Here is a 13,809-nt window from a genome sequence, read left to right on the forward strand (position 1 = left end):
GTCAATGTGCTTAGCACAACGTTGCAATAATCACTCTGTCCGCATTAAACCAGGCAATCACGTCATCGCCTTCCTTTAACGTGGCGGCATCTGAAGTCGGTATCGTGGCGCACAGCGTCTGGCCGTCCGGCAGCGCCATCAACACTTCACACTGTTCCGCGCCGCGCTCGATATGGCTGATCGTTCCCGACAACTGATTGTCAGCGGCGCGCGCAACGGCTGCATCCCGGGTAATGCCAACCCACGGCGCTTTTAGCAGGATCAGCACTTCTTTACCTTCCTCCAGGCCGAGACGCTCGCCGCTTTGCGCCGTCAGCGCGACTTTAAGCCGCGTTTTGCCGTCGGCCAGCAGCACATCGACATGCTGTTGCACCTGATCGCGATCGCGGGCGGTAATGGTGCCGAACCACTGATTTCGGGCGCTGGTTTGCAGTGAAAAGCGGGAAATAGCGGCCAGCAGACTGTCAAGCGGCAGGGCGTCATCGTCGCTTAACACATCGAACGCTTTTTGCTGAATTTGGCCCAGCAAATCGTAAAGCTGGATCAGACGCTGACCATAGCGGGTTAATACCGCGCCGCCGCCGCCTTTGCCGCCCGTTGCGCGTTCAACCAGCATATGTTCACTAAGCTGGTTCATGTCGTTTATCGCATCCCAGGCGCTCTTATAGCTGATTCCCGCGTCTTTCGCGCCCTGACTAATCGAGCCGGAAAGCGCAATGTGTTTCAGCAGAGAGATACGTCGGGGATCGGCAAAAAGCTTTTGCTGAAGTTTCAGGGTAAGAAGGATTTCGGCCTGCATAACCAGCTCCTGGTAAAAAGACTATTGTGACTGAAAAGCGCGTCAGCGCAAAGCCGACCGCACAAAAGGGGAGTGCTTTTCTGTGTGATGCGGTTAAAATACAAAAAGGACTATATCTGGAGTTGCCCATGTTAGAGTTATTAAAAAGTCTGGTATTCGCCGTCATCATGGTACCGGTAGTGATGGCCATCATCCTCGGTCTGATTTACGGTCTGGGTGAGGTGTTCAACATTTTTTCCGGTATCGGTCAGAAAGACCAGTCCAGACAGAACCGCTGATTTCCCCAAACGCCCGCTCAGTCGGGCGTTTTTGTTACTCAAGATCCTGCTTTTCCTGCCGATATTTTCTGTGTTTAATCGTTAATGGGTATGAATAACCGCTGGGAAACCCCTGAGATTATCGTTATATTGTCGTTTACATAACGAAACGCACAAGGAGTTACAGATGGCGCATTCCTGGTTACGCCTGGTCGCAGGGGCGACATTATCTTTCGTCATCGCTGGTCATGCGCTGGCGGATGAAGGCAAGATCACCGTATTTGCCGCCGCGTCGCTAACGAACGCGATGCAAGACATTGCGGCAGAATATAAAAAAGAGAAAAATGTGGATGTGGTCTCCTCATTCGCCTCCTCTTCAACGCTGGCGCGCCAGATAGAAGCGGGCGCGCCGGCGGATCTGTTCATCTCTGCTGACCAGAAATGGATGGATTACGCAGCCGATAAAAAAGCGGTGGATACCACGACGCGCGAAACATTGCTTGGCAATAGCCTGGTGGTGGTGGCGCCGAAAGCCAGCGAGCAAAAACCGTTTACCATCGACAACAAAACGGACTGGATTCGTCTGCTGAACGGCGGACGTCTGGCAGTGGGCGATCCGCAACACGTACCGGCGGGAATTTATGCCAAAGAAGCGCTGCAAAAGTTGGGCGCATGGCAAACGCTTGAACCGAAACTGGCGCCGGGCGAGGATGTGCGCGGCGCGTTGGCGCTGGTCGAACGTAACGAAGCGCCTTTGGGCATTGTATACGGTTCTGATGCGGTCGCCAGCAAGGGGGTCAACGTGGTGGCGACGTTCCCGGAAGATTCACATAAAAAAGTGGAATACCCCATCGCTATCGTGGAGGGGCATAAAAATGCGACCGTCAGCGCGTTCTATGATTACCTGAAAGGACCGCAGGCCTCGGCAATCTTTAAACGTTATGGATTTACGACGAAGTAATGATACTGACCGATCCAGAATGGCAGGCTGTCCTTCTTAGCCTGAAAGTGTCTTCCCTGGCCGTGCTGTTTAGCCTGCCGTTTGGGATCTTTTTTGCCTGGTTACTGGTGCGATGCCGGTTTCCGGGCAAAGCCTTACTTGATAGCGTCCTGCATCTGCCGCTGGTGCTGCCGCCGGTGGTGGTCGGCTATCTGCTGTTGGTGTCGATGGGGCGACGCGGGTTTATTGGCCAGTGGCTGTATGACTGGTTCGGTCTCACGTTTGCCTTTAGCTGGCGCGGCGCCGTGCTGGCGGCGGCGGTGATGTCCTTCCCGCTGATGGTGCGGGCCATTCGGCTGGCGCTGGAGGGGGTGGATATCAAGCTTGAACAGGCCGCCAGAACGCTGGGCGCCGGGCGCTGGCGCGTTTTCCTGACTATCACCTTACCGCTTACCCTGCCGGGCATTATTGTCGGTACGGTGCTGGCGTTTGCCCGTTCGCTTGGCGAATTTGGCGCGACCATTACCTTTGTTTCCAATATTCCGGGCGAAACCCGCACCATACCTTCCGCCATGTATACCTTGATCCAGACGCCGGGCGGGGAGAGCGCGGCGGCGAGGCTGTGCGTGATTTCGATTGTATTAGCGCTGATTTCGCTGTTGATTTCTGAATGGCTGGCGCGGATTAGCCGTGAACGGACGGGGCGCTAACCATGCTGGAGCTTAATTTTTCCCAGACGCTGGGAACGCACTGTTTAACCCTCAACGAAACGCTGCCAGCCAGTGGGATCACGGCTATCTTTGGCGTCTCCGGCGCGGGAAAAACCTCGCTGATTAATGCCATCAGCGGTTTGACTCGCCCGCAAAAAGGACGCATCGCGCTGAATGGCCGGGTGTTGCATGACGCGGAAAACGGTATCTGTTTAACGCCGGAAAAGCGCCGCATCGGTTATGTTTTCCAGGATGCGCGCCTGTTCCCCCATTACAAAGTACGCGGCAATTTGCGCTACGGCATGGCGAAAAGCATGACCGGTCAGTTTGATAAGCTGGTGTCGCTGCTGGGAATTGAAGCGTTGCTTGATCGCCTGCCGGGGAGCTTGTCCGGCGGAGAAAAACAGCGCGTAGCGATAGGCCGGGCATTGCTCACTGCCCCGGAGTTGCTGCTGTTGGACGAACCGTTGGCCTCGCTGGATATCCCGCGAAAACGCGAATTACTGCCGTACCTGCAACGGCTGGCGCGAGAAATCAATATTCCCATGCTGTATGTCAGCCATTCTCTCGATGAAATTCTCCACCTGGCGGATAAAGTCATGGTGCTGGAGGATGGACAGGTTAAAGCGTTTGGCCCGCTGGAGGAGGTCTGGGGAAGCAGCGTTATGCACCCGTGGCTGCCGAAAGAGCAACAGAGCAGTATTCTGAAAGTCAGCGTGCTGGAGCATCACCCGCATTATGCCATGACCGCCCTGGCGCTTGGCGACCAGCACCTGTGGGTAAATAAACTCAATCAGCCGCTGCAATCCACACTGCGTATTCGTATACAGGCGTCGGATGTCTCGCTGGTACTACAGCCGCCGCAGCAGACCAGTATCCGCAACGTATTGCGGGCAAAAGTGGCAAATTGCTATGACGATAACGGACAGGTGGAAGTCCAGCTTGAGATAGGCGGCAGAACGCTGTGGGCGCGAATCAGCCCGTGGGCCAGGGATGAGCTGAATATCAAGCCTGGCCTGTGGCTTTACGCGCAGGTGAAAAGCGTTTCTATCACCGCCTGACTATAGCAGGTGGGTGTAAATAAATTTGGCGATGCTATCGGTAGTGTTATCGCCGATCACAACGTCAGCGCGCGCTTTCACCGTCTCATCGGCGTTGCCCATCGCAACGCCGGTGCCTGCCGCCTCCAGCATACTGATGTCGTTGTAGTTATCGCCGAAAGCGATCACATTTTTCATTGACCCTCCCTGCGCTTCTATCCACTGGGTAAGGCGCTTGCCTTTACTGTTGCCTTTGCGCGCGATATCCACCTGATCGTGCCATGACCATTCGCACTCCAGATCAAGCGCTTGTTCAACATGCTGACCGAACCGCTGTAGCCTGGGAATATCTTCATCGGTAAGCGCAAACTTCCACACGGCATTCACGTCGCGCGCCGCCTGCGCTAACGAAGAAACCTGTGTAAAGGTCGGACGTTGCTCCGGCGGCAAGGTCTGCGCCCACCGGGAGGTACGCACGACGTGACCGGTTGGGTGTTCGTAAAGCATAGCGTCATCAACATACATCAGGCCGTGAATCTGATGCTCATCCAGTAAATCAATCAACTGCAACGCCTTATCCACGGGCATAGGATCGGCATCCAGGACAGTTTTAGCTTGATAATCATACAAATAGGTGCCGTTGCAGCAAATAGCAGGTGTTTCCAGCGCCAGCGCCTGATAAAAAGGATGAATAGCAACGTGATGGCGACCAGTGACAATGATAAGTTGAAAACCCGCCTCTTTGGCGCGTGATAGCGCGTCAAGCGAGGAGGGGAGTAAGGTTTTATGCGGGGTTAATAATGTTCCGTCTAAATCGAGGGCAATCACGCGTGCAGTCATAATTTTTTCCAGATTAAGAGTAATAATTCCGTCTGTCGGCATGGTACACCGGGACGGTAAGCAGACAAAATTCTGCGTCTGAATTCAGCATTCGCCGTCAAAAGCGACTACGTTAAGCTGTGTCCTGTTATTGCAGCTACATGCCATATGCAAAGGAGTATTCATGAAACAAACAGTCTATACCGCCAGCCCTGAGAGCCAGCAAATTCACGTCTGGAGCCTGAACCACGAAGGGACGCTGACGCTGGTGCAGGTCGTGGATGTGCCCGGTCAGGTTCAGCCGATGGTGGTCAGTCCGGATAAACGCTACCTCTATGTCGGCGTGCGCCCGGAGTTTCGTGTCCTGGCGTATCGTATTGCGCCAGATGATGGCGCGCTGACGTTTGCCGCCGAATCCGCCCTGCCGGGTAGCCCGACCCATATTTCTACCGATCATCATGGTCGTTTTGTCTTTGTCGGATCGTATAACGCCGGTAATGTCAGCGTGACGCGCTTACAGGATGGCCTGCCGGTTGAGCTGGTGGATGTGGTGGAAGGGCTGGACGGCTGCCACTCGGCAAATATTACGCCTGATAACCGTACCCTGTGGGTGCCTGCGCTAAAACAGGATCGCATTTGTCTGTTTACGCTAAGCGATGACGGCCATCTGGTGGCCCAGGAGCCGGCGGAAGTAAATACAGTCGAAGGGGCAGGCCCGCGTCATATGGTCTTCCACCCGAATCGACAATATGCGTATTGCGTCAATGAACTGAACAGTTCGGTGGATGTCTGGCAGCTTAAAAATCCGCATGGTGAGATAGAGTGCGTACAAACCCTGGATATGATGCCCGCCGATTTTTCCGATACCCGCTGGGCGGCGGATATTCATATTACGCCGGATGGACGGCATTTGTATGCCTGTGACCGCACCGCCAGTCTGATTACCGTCTTTAGTGTCTCCGAAGACGGCAGCGTACTGAGCGTTGAAGGCTTCCAGCCGACGGAAGCCCAACCGCGCGGCTTTAATATCGACAATAGCGGGAAATACCTGATTGCTGCGGGTCAAAAATCACATCATATCGCGGTCTATGAAATTACGGGCACTCAGGGGTTGCTGACGGAAAAAGGCCGTTATGCCGTCGGCCAGGGGCCGATGTGGGTTGTGGTGAACGCGTACTAAAGCGCTGTGTGCCGGAGGGCGGCGGGATGCCTGATTAATTTCAATAAACATCGCTTGCAGTAAAACCACGGGCCGCCACATCTGCTGCGGCGGCCCGTTTATAAGCCTGAACCGGAACGGCGATTACTGCTTAGGTTCCGCCACCACTTTACTGCCTACACCGCGGTTGTTGTATTCCCACATGCGGTTGTAGTTAGTGTCGTTCAGATTACGCTGCACCTCGTCTTTGTCATCCACGGTTCCCGTATTTCCGGCAAACGGACGTTTCGAGATGACCGCGTCGGCCCACGGTTTGGCAACGTTGAAGCCCTCGTTAATCACGCTGTCGCGGATCACTACCTGACCGTTGGTGTTGGCGTCGACATCCAGCGAGCGGCCAAGCTGCGCAACGCCATCGCCGGAGGCGTTAAAGCGGCTGTTGATCGCCAAAAAGCCATAGTAAATATTGGACAGCGTCGCCGGGGCGAAAACGTAGGCTTCCTGCTGTGTGCGGGAGTTGACGACCTGGAAGTTGGTGTTATCGAACACCACGGCGCCGCGTCCGGAAACCATGTCCACATCGCCTTCAATATAGCTGTTCGTCACCAGCGTACGTGGCTGGCGATCGGTTTGCAGACGGTTCTGCACGCCGCTGTTGGTCACAAAGAAGGTGTTCTGGCGGCCAAGGATATTGACCTTGTTAATCTGGACTTTGTCGCCATCGGTACGCAACGCCACCGCCGGATGGTTTCCGGCATCGACGCTGTCGCCCAGCGTGTTCTCGATGGTCAGATTTTGTAGCTGCAGACCGTTATTCTGCGACCAGAACGCGGCAGAACACATTACACCGATCGTCGCGGCGTGTTTGCTTTGGCAGTTATCGAACATATACCAAGCGGGTTTACCAGGCATATATTTCCCGCCGGGATTCACCGCGCGGCGCCAGTCAGCGACACTCATTTCACCATCAATCGCCATCCCAATTTTCACATCGATCGGTTTTTCACCGGTCCCGTACAGGGTCAGACTTCCCGGCGCGGCGGGAACATACACGGTCCCCTGATAGTCGCCCGGCATAATAGCAATGTACTGGCGTTTGTTCGTGCGTTTAACCATTGCCGCATCGACCGCGGCCTGAATCGAGGTGTGCGTAACGCCTGGCGTACCTGCCGGCCCCACCACAAAGTCAGGCTGTGCGGGCAGGGTAATCGGCGACGGCGACCACGGGGCGGTATTCGGCGTCAGGGAGGCAAAATAGTGCGCCGCAACGAAGTTTTTCGCTTCATTTGCCGACAGAATGGGGCGCGAGGCGGTGCCAGGCGCGGTTTGATCGGAAGGGATCTGATCGGGTGGCGTAGAGCTACAGGCGCTCAGCGTCACGCCAAAAGCCAGTGCCAGCGCCAGACGGGAAACCGATAATGTATTCACAGGTTGCTCCGGGCTTGAAAAAGTTAAATGACATCCATTGAAGCCTGCTTTTTTATACTAAGTTGAACGAAACGGGAAGGCGAAAAGGTAAAAAGTTCCTTTTCAGGCTGGAAACACCTGTAGCATCAGATAGTTTTATCACAATTAAGCAACAACTTTCGCGCTTTGAGTTGACAACCCGGAGCAGAAAGAAAATAAATGTCTATACAACTCATGACAGGCAAGAGAGCGACAGGAATGCGGCAACTTTTACCGGGCGATACTGTCTGGCGAAACATCAGGCTGGCGACAATGGACCCGCAGCGGCAAGCCCCGTACGGGCTGGTGGATAACCAGGCGCTGATTGTACGCGGAGGGCATATTTGCGATATCGTGCCAGAGACGCAGCTTCCTGTCAGCGGGGACAATATCCATGATATGCAGGGACGACTGGTAACCCCGGGACTTATCGATTGCCACACGCATCTGGTGTTTGCCGGTAACCGCGCCGCAGAGTGGGAACAGCGGCTTAACGGCGCGTCATACCAGCATATTAGCGCTCAGGGTGGCGGCATTAACGCGACGGTATCAGCAACCCGCGCCTGTGCAGAAGAGACGCTCTACCTGCTGGCGCGCGAACGCATGATGCGCCTTGCCAGCGAAGGCGTTACGCTGCTGGAGATTAAATCCGGCTATGGTCTGGAGCTGGCGACAGAAGAAAAGCTGTTGCGCGTCGCTGCAAAACTTGCCGCCGAAAACGCTATCGACATTAGCCCCACGCTACTTGCCGCTCATGCTACGCCAGCGGAGTATCGTGACGACCCGGACGGCTACATCACTCTGGTCTGCGAGACGATGATTCCGCAGCTCTGGCAAAAAGGGTTATTTGATGCGGTAGACCTCTTTTGCGAGAGCGTCGGCTTTAATGTGGCGCAGAGTGAGCGCGTATTGCAGACGGCGAAGGCGTTAGGTATTCCCGTTAAAGGCCATGTTGAGCAGCTTTCGCTGTTGGGCGGCGCGCAGCTGGTGAGTCGTTATCAGGGTTTATCGGCGGATCATATCGAATATCTTGATGAAGCGGGCGTCGCGGCGATGCGTGACGGCGGTACTGTCGGCGTGTTGTTGCCCGGCGCGTTTTATTTTCTGCGCGAGACGCAGCGCCCGCCGGTCGAACTGCTGCGCCGCTATCAGGTGCCTGTCGCCGTCGCCAGCGATTTCAATCCCGGCACCAGCCCGTTTTGCAGTTTGCATCTGGCGATGAATATGGCCTGCGTACAGTTTGGTCTGACGCCGGAAGAGGCATGGGCGGGCGTTACTCGCCATGCCGCTCGCGCGCTGGGAAGACAGGCGACGCATGGGCAGATCAGGGCCGGCTACCGGGCGGATTTTGTGGTATGGGATGCTGAACAGCCGGTAGAGATAGTGTATGAGCCGGGGCGTAACCCTTTATATCAGCGGGTATACAGAGGAAAAATCTCATGACGCAATGGTATCCGGCTTCTCCGGCGCTTTGGCAGGGGCGCGATGACAGTATAGAAGCGCCGGATGCGCGGCGTCTGTTTCAGACCGTCACGCGCAGCGAGACCTTTTCCCCCGAAAACTGGCAGCAAAAGATCGCGTTAATGGGATTTGCCTGCGACGAGGGGGTAAAACGCAATGCAGGGCGTCCCGGCGCGGCAGGCGCCCCGGACGCGTTGCGTAAAGCGCTGGCGAATATGGCCAGCCACCAGGGACATGAACGGCTGGTGGATTTAGGCAATTGGGTTGCGCCGACGCCCGATCTGGAAGGCGCGCAGCAGGCCTTGCGCGATGCGGTAAGCCGCTGCCTGCGGGCCGGGATGCGCACGCTGGTGTTGGGCGGCGGGCATGAAACCGCGTTTGGACACGGCGCGGGGGTGCTGGACGTGTTTGCGCAGGAAAGCGTAGGGATCATTAATCTTGATGCGCATCTGGATCTCCGTCAGACCGACCGGGCAACATCCGGTACGCCGTTTCGTCAACTGGCGCAGCTATGCGACGCGCAGAGCCGCGCGTTTCATTATGCCTGTTTCGGCGTGAGCCGTGCGGCCAATACGCAGGCGTTGTGGCGGGAAACGCAGTGGCGGAATGTTACCGTGGTGGAGGATCTGGACTGCCATGACGCGCTGGCGCAGATGACGCAGTTTATCGACAAGGTGGATAAAATTTATCTGACTATCGATCTCGACGTATTGCCTGTCTGGGAAATGCCGGCCGTCTCCGCTCCCGCAGCGCTGGGCGTGCCACTGATACAGGTTCTGCGTTTAATTGAGCCGGTTTGCCGCAGCGGAAAATTACAGGCGGCGGATCTGGTTGAATTTAATCCACGCTTTGATGAAGATGGCGCAGCGGCGCGCGTGGCGGCGCGGCTTGGCTGGCAAATCGCGCACTGGTGGCGTTAATCTGTCATCCGGAAAACACTATCCGCATAAGGAAGGCTTCACGCATGTATTCATCCCGCTCCCGTTCTGCGCCTGCGCCTTTTTACGAAACGGTGAAACAGGACATCTGTAAAAAAATAGCCGACGGCGTCTGGCAGCCGCACGATCGCATTCCGTCGGAAGCTGAACTGGTCGCGCAGTATGGCTTTAGCCGAATGACCATCAACCGGGCGCTGCGTGAGCTGACGGATGAAGGGTGGCTGGTGCGTTTACAGGGCGTGGGGACGTTTGTCGCCGAACCAAAAGGCCAGTCCGCGCTGTTTGAAGTCCGCAGTATCGCCGAGGAGATTGCCGCCCGCCGTCATCAGCATCGTTGTGAGGTGCTCACGCTGGAGCGCGTGCGGGCAAACGCCATCCAGGCCAGCGCTCTCAACGTCAATGAGAGCGATGTCATTTTCCATTCCATCATGGTGCATTATGAAAACGATCTGCCGGTACAAATTGAAGATCGCTGCGTGAATGCGGATATTGCCGTGGATTATCTGACGCAGGATTACCGTCAGACCACGCCGCACGCTTATTTGTCGCGGATCGCGCCGCTAACGGAAGGGGAACATATTGTGGAGGCGGTGCGCGCCACGGCGCAAGAGTGCGCGTGGTTAACTATCAAAGAGCATGAGCCTTGTCTGCTCATTCGTCGTACAACCTGGTCCGCGTCGCGGATTGTTTCTCACGCCCGCTTACTTTTCCCCGGGTCGCGCTACCGGCTACAGGGACGATTTATCTCCTGAGCGGACTGCTGCCGGAAAACGTGATTGCTGACACAATATAACAAAATTGTATTATTTTTGTTAATTCTATTCTTGTGCTTACTTGTATAGACAAGTATATGTCTGATTCTTATCTGTGGGTCTGCGGCGGTGCCTGATAGTGGCGTTTTAGCGTTATTTGGCGATGGCAGATCGATAATAATGAGGAGTCATTGCTATGCCTGAAAGCAAGTATCGTCAGCAGACTATCCGCGCGCCCAGAGGCACGGTATTAACGGCGAAAAGCTGGCTGACAGAAGCCCCGCTGCGGATGTTAATGAATAATCTCGATCCTGACGTGGCGGAAAATCCGCATGAGCTGGTGGTCTACGGCGGGATTGGTCGCGCCGCGCGCAACTGGGAATGCTATGACGCTATTGTTGATGCGCTCACCCGGCTGGAGGCGGACGAAACGTTGCTTATTCAGTCTGGCAAACCGGTCGGCGTATTTAAAACGCACGACAACGCGCCGCGGGTATTAATCGCCAACTCCAACCTGGTTCCCCACTGGGCGACATGGGAACATTTTAACGAACTGGATGCGAAAGGGCTGGCGATGTACGGTCAGATGACGGCCGGAAGCTGGATCTATATCGGCAGCCAGGGAATCGTGCAGGGAACATACGAAACCTTTGTCGAGGCGGGGCGTCAGCACTATAACGGCACGCTGGCGGGACGCTGGGTGCTGACCGCCGGGCTGGGCGGCATGGGCGGCGCGCAACCGCTAGCCGCGACGCTGGCCGGAGCGTGTTCGCTGACGATTGAATGCCAGCAAAGCCGTATCGATTTTCGTCTGCGTACTCGCTACGTGGATGAGCAGGCCGCCACGCTGGATGACGCGTTGGCCCGCATTACGCGCTACACCCGCGAGGGGAAAGCCGTGTCCGTCGCCCTGTGCGCGAACGCGGCGGATATCCTGCCGGAACTGGTTAATCGCGGCGTGCGCCCGGACCTGGTGACCGATCAGACCAGCGCCCACGATCCGCTACATGGCTATTTACCCTCCGGCTGGCGCTGGGAGGAGTATCAGAAAAACGCGCAATCCGATCCCCACGGGACGATGCAGGCAGCGAAACGTTCCATGGCGGCGCATGTTCGGGCGATGCTGGCGTTCAGTCAAATGGGCGTGCCGACCTTTGACTATGGCAACAATATTCGCCAGATGGCGAAAGAGATGGGGGTGGAAAACGCCTTTGATTTTCCGGGATTTGTGCCAGCCTATATTCGTCCGCTGTTCTGTCGTGGCATCGGGCCGTTTCGCTGGGTGGCGCTGTCCGGCGATCCGCAGGATATCTATAAAACCGATGCCAAAGTCAAAGAGATAGTGGCTGAGGATAAACATCTGCATCACTGGCTGGATATGGCGCGCGAGCGCATTCATTTTCAGGGGCTACCGGCGCGTATCTGCTGGGTAGGTCTGGAGTGGCGGCAAAAACTGGGGCTGGCGTTCAACGAAATGGTGCGTTGCGGTGAGGTATCCGCGCCTATTGTGATTGGCCGCGATCACCTGGATTCCGGTTCTGTCGCCAGCCCTAACCGTGAAACCGAAGCGATGCGCGACGGTTCCGACGCGGTTTCCGACTGGCCGCTGTTAAATGCGTTGCTGAATACCGCCAGCGGGGCGACATGGGTATCGCTCCATCATGGCGGCGGGGTGGGGATGGGGTTTTCGCAACACGCCGGTATGGTGATTGTCTGTGATGGCACTGACGAGGCCGCCGCGCGTATTCGCCGCGTGTTACACAACGATCCGGCGACGGGCGTCATGCGCCATGCCGATGCCGGATATGATCTCGCGGTGGAATGCGCTGTTGAGCAAGGTCTGAATTTACCGATGGTTGCGGCGACGCAGGGGAAAGGCTGATATGAACACCATAACACTCACTCCGGGGCAGTTAAGCCTCTCTCAACTGTACGATGTCTGGCGTCATCCGGTACAGCTTCGGCTGGACGCCAGCGCCATTGACGGCATTAACGCCAGCGTCGCGTGCGTCAATGATATCGTTGCCGAAGGGCGTACCGCCTACGGCATCAACACCGGTTTCGGCCTGCTGGCGCAGACGCGCATCGCTGATGAAGACTTGCAAAATCTACAGCGATCGTTGGTGCTGTCTCACGCCGCGGGCGTAGGCGACCCACTGGATGACGCGATGGTGCGTCTGATCATGGTATTGAAAATCAATAGTCTGGCGCGCGGGTTTTCCGGGATTCGGTTGAGCGTGATAGAAGCGCTCATCGCTCTGGTGAATGCCGGCGTGTATCCGCTGATTCCGGCAAAAGGGTCGGTTGGCGCGTCGGGCGACTTAGCGCCGCTGGCGCATCTGTCGCTGACGCTGCTTGGCGAAGGAAAAGCGCGCTGGCAGGGCGAATGGCTTCCGGCGCAGACGGCGCTAAAAAAGGCCGGACTGGAGCCTGTCGCGCTGGCGGCCAAAGAGGGGCTGGCGCTGCTTAACGGCACCCAGGCGTCGACGGCCTTCGCGCTGCGTGGTTTGTTTGAGGCACAGGAGTTATTTGCCTCCGCCGTTGTCTGCGGCGCGCTGACTACCGAAGCCGTACTAGGATCGCGCCGTCCTTTTGATGCGCGCATTCATGCCGCGCGCGGACAACAGGGGCAAATTGACGTCGCGCGGTTGTTCCGGCATCTGCTGACCGATACCAGCGCCATTGCTGAATCACATCACCACTGTCATAAAGTTCAGGACCCGTATTCCCTTCGCTGCCAGCCGCAGGTAATGGGCGCTTGTCTGACCCAGTTACGTCAGACGAAAGAGGTACTGCTGGCTGAGGCCAACGCGGTGTCCGATAATCCGCTGGTCTTTGCCGATGCGGGGGAGGTGATCTCCGGCGGTAACTTCCATGCTGAACCGGTTGCCATGGCGGCGGATAATCTGGCGCTGGCGATAGCGGAAATCGGCGCGCTATCGGAGCGGCGCATTGCGCTGATGATGGATAAACATATGTCGCAGTTACCGCCGTTTCTGGTGAAAAATGGCGGCGTTAATTCCGGTTTTATGATTGCCCAGGTCACCGCCGCAGCGCTCGCCAGCGAGAATAAAGCGCTGGCGCACCCGCACAGCGTGGATAGCCTGCCGACCTCGGCGAATCAGGAAGATCATGTCTCAATGGCCCCGGCGGCAGGACGGCGACTCTGGGAAATGGCGGCGAATACCCGCGGCATCATTGCCGTGGAGTGGCTGGCTGCCTGTCAGGGGATAGATTTACGGGAAGGGTTAACCTCCAGCCCGTTACTGGAACAGGCGCGGCAGACACTACGCGAGCGGGTGGCGCACTATACGCAGGATCGTTTTTTCGCACCCGATATTGAGTGTGCGACGGCGCTGCTGGCGCAAGGCGCATTACAGCGTCTGGTGCCGGACTTTATGTGAATGCTGCCGGATGGCGAGGCGCGTATTCGGCTTACCCAACCCGTTGGCAGGATAAGACGTTTACGCCGCCATCCGGCACAGCGT

The 13,809-nt window shown here is 56.6% G+C and carries 13 protein-coding genes; 10 read left to right on the forward strand and 3 right to left on the reverse strand.

All coding sequences use genetic code 11. From position 1 onward, the window contains the following. Nucleotides 1-10: 10 nt before the first annotated feature. On the reverse strand, nucleotides 11-799 hold the full coding sequence (modE, locus tag NA624_RS07165) for a molybdenum-dependent transcriptional regulator (RefSeq protein WP_001147418.1): 789 nt from the start codon (nucleotides 797-799) through the stop codon (nucleotides 11-13). Nucleotides 800-927: 128 nt separating this feature from the next. Here modE and NA624_RS07170 point away from each other — a divergent pair, with 128 nt between their 5' ends. From NA624_RS07170 to modC, 4 genes are all read left to right on the forward strand, one after another. After that, nucleotides 928-1,077 carry an AcrZ family multidrug efflux pump-associated protein gene (locus NA624_RS07170; RefSeq protein WP_000891513.1) on the forward strand — a complete coding sequence of 50 codons (150 nt, stop codon included), beginning with the start codon at nucleotides 928-930 and terminating at the stop codon, nucleotides 1,075-1,077. Between the two features lie 166 nt (nucleotides 1,078-1,243). Next, nucleotides 1,244-2,017, forward strand: a complete 774-nt coding sequence (gene modA, locus NA624_RS07175; protein WP_000951416.1) for a molybdate ABC transporter substrate-binding protein — start codon at nucleotides 1,244-1,246, stop codon at nucleotides 2,015-2,017. Beyond that, nucleotides 2,017-2,706, forward strand: coding sequence for a molybdate ABC transporter permease subunit (modB, locus tag NA624_RS07180; RefSeq protein WP_000604026.1), 690 nt, complete (start codon nucleotides 2,017-2,019; stop codon nucleotides 2,704-2,706). The genes modA and modB overlap by 1 nt, the downstream gene beginning before the upstream one ends. Before the next feature lie 2 nt (nucleotides 2,707-2,708). Next, on the forward strand, nucleotides 2,709-3,767 hold the full coding sequence (gene modC, locus NA624_RS07185; protein ID WP_000891710.1) for a molybdenum ABC transporter ATP-binding protein ModC: 1,059 nt from the start codon (nucleotides 2,709-2,711) through the stop codon (nucleotides 3,765-3,767). Here modC and NA624_RS07190 read toward each other — a convergent pair whose 3' ends face one another. Beyond that, complete coding sequence (locus NA624_RS07190; protein WP_001562537.1) at nucleotides 3,768-4,586, reverse strand: pyridoxal phosphatase; 819 nt, start codon at nucleotides 4,584-4,586, stop codon at nucleotides 3,768-3,770. It abuts the gene before it with no gap. Between the two features lie 163 nt (nucleotides 4,587-4,749). Here NA624_RS07190 and pgl point away from each other — a divergent pair, with 163 nt between their 5' ends. After that, entirely contained in the window at nucleotides 4,750-5,745 is a 996-nt protein-coding gene (gene pgl, locus NA624_RS07195; RefSeq protein WP_000815468.1) for a 6-phosphogluconolactonase, read from the forward strand. Nucleotides 5,746-5,868: 123 nt separating this feature from the next. Here the strand turns inward: pgl and NA624_RS07200 are convergent, their stop codons facing one another. Then, nucleotides 5,869-7,152 carry a putative acyl-CoA thioester hydrolase gene (locus NA624_RS07200; RefSeq protein ID WP_001094762.1) on the reverse strand — a complete coding sequence of 428 codons (1,284 nt, stop codon included), beginning with the start codon at nucleotides 7,150-7,152 and terminating at the stop codon, nucleotides 5,869-5,871. A 237-nt stretch (nucleotides 7,153-7,389) separates the two neighbouring features. Here NA624_RS07200 and hutI point away from each other — a divergent pair, with 237 nt between their 5' ends. The 5 genes from hutI (at nucleotide 7,390) to hutH (ending at nucleotide 13,725) form a co-directional block, all read left to right on the forward strand. Continuing rightward, nucleotides 7,390-8,613, forward strand: a complete 1,224-nt coding sequence (gene hutI / locus NA624_RS07205) for an imidazolonepropionase (protein ID WP_001249491.1) — start codon at nucleotides 7,390-7,392, stop codon at nucleotides 8,611-8,613. Next, entirely contained in the window at nucleotides 8,610-9,551 is a 942-nt protein-coding gene (hutG, locus tag NA624_RS07210; RefSeq protein WP_000195685.1) for a formimidoylglutamase, read from the forward strand. Before hutI ends, hutG begins: the two co-directional genes overlap by 4 nt. Before the next feature lie 44 nt (nucleotides 9,552-9,595). Continuing rightward, a complete protein-coding gene (locus tag NA624_RS07215) occupies nucleotides 9,596-10,321 on the forward strand; it encodes a histidine utilization repressor (RefSeq protein WP_000287407.1) in 726 nt (241 codons plus the stop codon). A gap of 196 nt (nucleotides 10,322-10,517) precedes the next feature. Further along, nucleotides 10,518-12,203, forward strand: coding sequence for a urocanate hydratase (hutU, locus tag NA624_RS07220; protein ID WP_001115217.1), 1,686 nt, complete (start codon nucleotides 10,518-10,520; stop codon nucleotides 12,201-12,203). A 1-nt stretch (nucleotide 12,204) separates the two neighbouring features. After that, nucleotides 12,205-13,725: a histidine ammonia-lyase gene (gene hutH / locus NA624_RS07225; protein ID WP_001092486.1), complete on the forward strand. Its 1,521-nt coding sequence runs from the start codon at nucleotides 12,205-12,207 to the stop codon at nucleotides 13,723-13,725. Nucleotides 13,726-13,809: the final 84 nt, after the last annotated feature.

It is taken from the genome of Salmonella sp. NW38, from assembly GCF_051807745.1.
In the GTDB taxonomy this organism is placed as follows: Bacteria; Pseudomonadota; Gammaproteobacteria; order Enterobacterales; family Enterobacteriaceae; genus Salmonella; species Salmonella enterica.

What these genes read in the sequence shown, in the direction of transcription:
- hutH (WP_001092486.1), top strand. Translation starts at nt 12,205, where the DNA reads ATGAACACCATAACACTCACTCCGGGGCAGTTAAGCCTCTCTCAACTG.
- pgl (WP_000815468.1), top strand. Translation starts at nt 4,750, where the DNA reads ATGAAACAAACAGTCTATACCGCCAGCCCTGAGAGCCAGCAAATTCAC.
- modB (WP_000604026.1), top strand. Translation starts at nt 2,017, where the DNA reads ATGATACTGACCGATCCAGAATGGCAGGCTGTCCTTCTTAGCCTGAAA.
- NA624_RS07190 (WP_001562537.1), bottom strand. Translation starts at nt 4,586, where the DNA reads ATGACTGCACGCGTGATTGCCCTCGATTTAGACGGAACATTATTAACC.
- modE (WP_001147418.1), bottom strand. Translation starts at nt 799, where the DNA reads ATGCAGGCCGAAATCCTTCTTACCCTGAAACTTCAGCAAAAGCTTTTT.
- hutU (WP_001115217.1), top strand. Translation starts at nt 10,518, where the DNA reads ATGCCTGAAAGCAAGTATCGTCAGCAGACTATCCGCGCGCCCAGAGGC.
- NA624_RS07215 (WP_000287407.1), top strand. Translation starts at nt 9,596, where the DNA reads ATGTATTCATCCCGCTCCCGTTCTGCGCCTGCGCCTTTTTACGAAACG.
- hutG (WP_000195685.1), top strand. Translation starts at nt 8,610, where the DNA reads ATGACGCAATGGTATCCGGCTTCTCCGGCGCTTTGGCAGGGGCGCGAT.
- modA (WP_000951416.1), top strand. Translation starts at nt 1,244, where the DNA reads ATGGCGCATTCCTGGTTACGCCTGGTCGCAGGGGCGACATTATCTTTC.
- NA624_RS07170 (WP_000891513.1), top strand. Translation starts at nt 928, where the DNA reads ATGTTAGAGTTATTAAAAAGTCTGGTATTCGCCGTCATCATGGTACCG.
- modC (WP_000891710.1), top strand. Translation starts at nt 2,709, where the DNA reads ATGCTGGAGCTTAATTTTTCCCAGACGCTGGGAACGCACTGTTTAACC.
- hutI (WP_001249491.1), top strand. Translation starts at nt 7,390, where the DNA reads ATGCGGCAACTTTTACCGGGCGATACTGTCTGGCGAAACATCAGGCTG.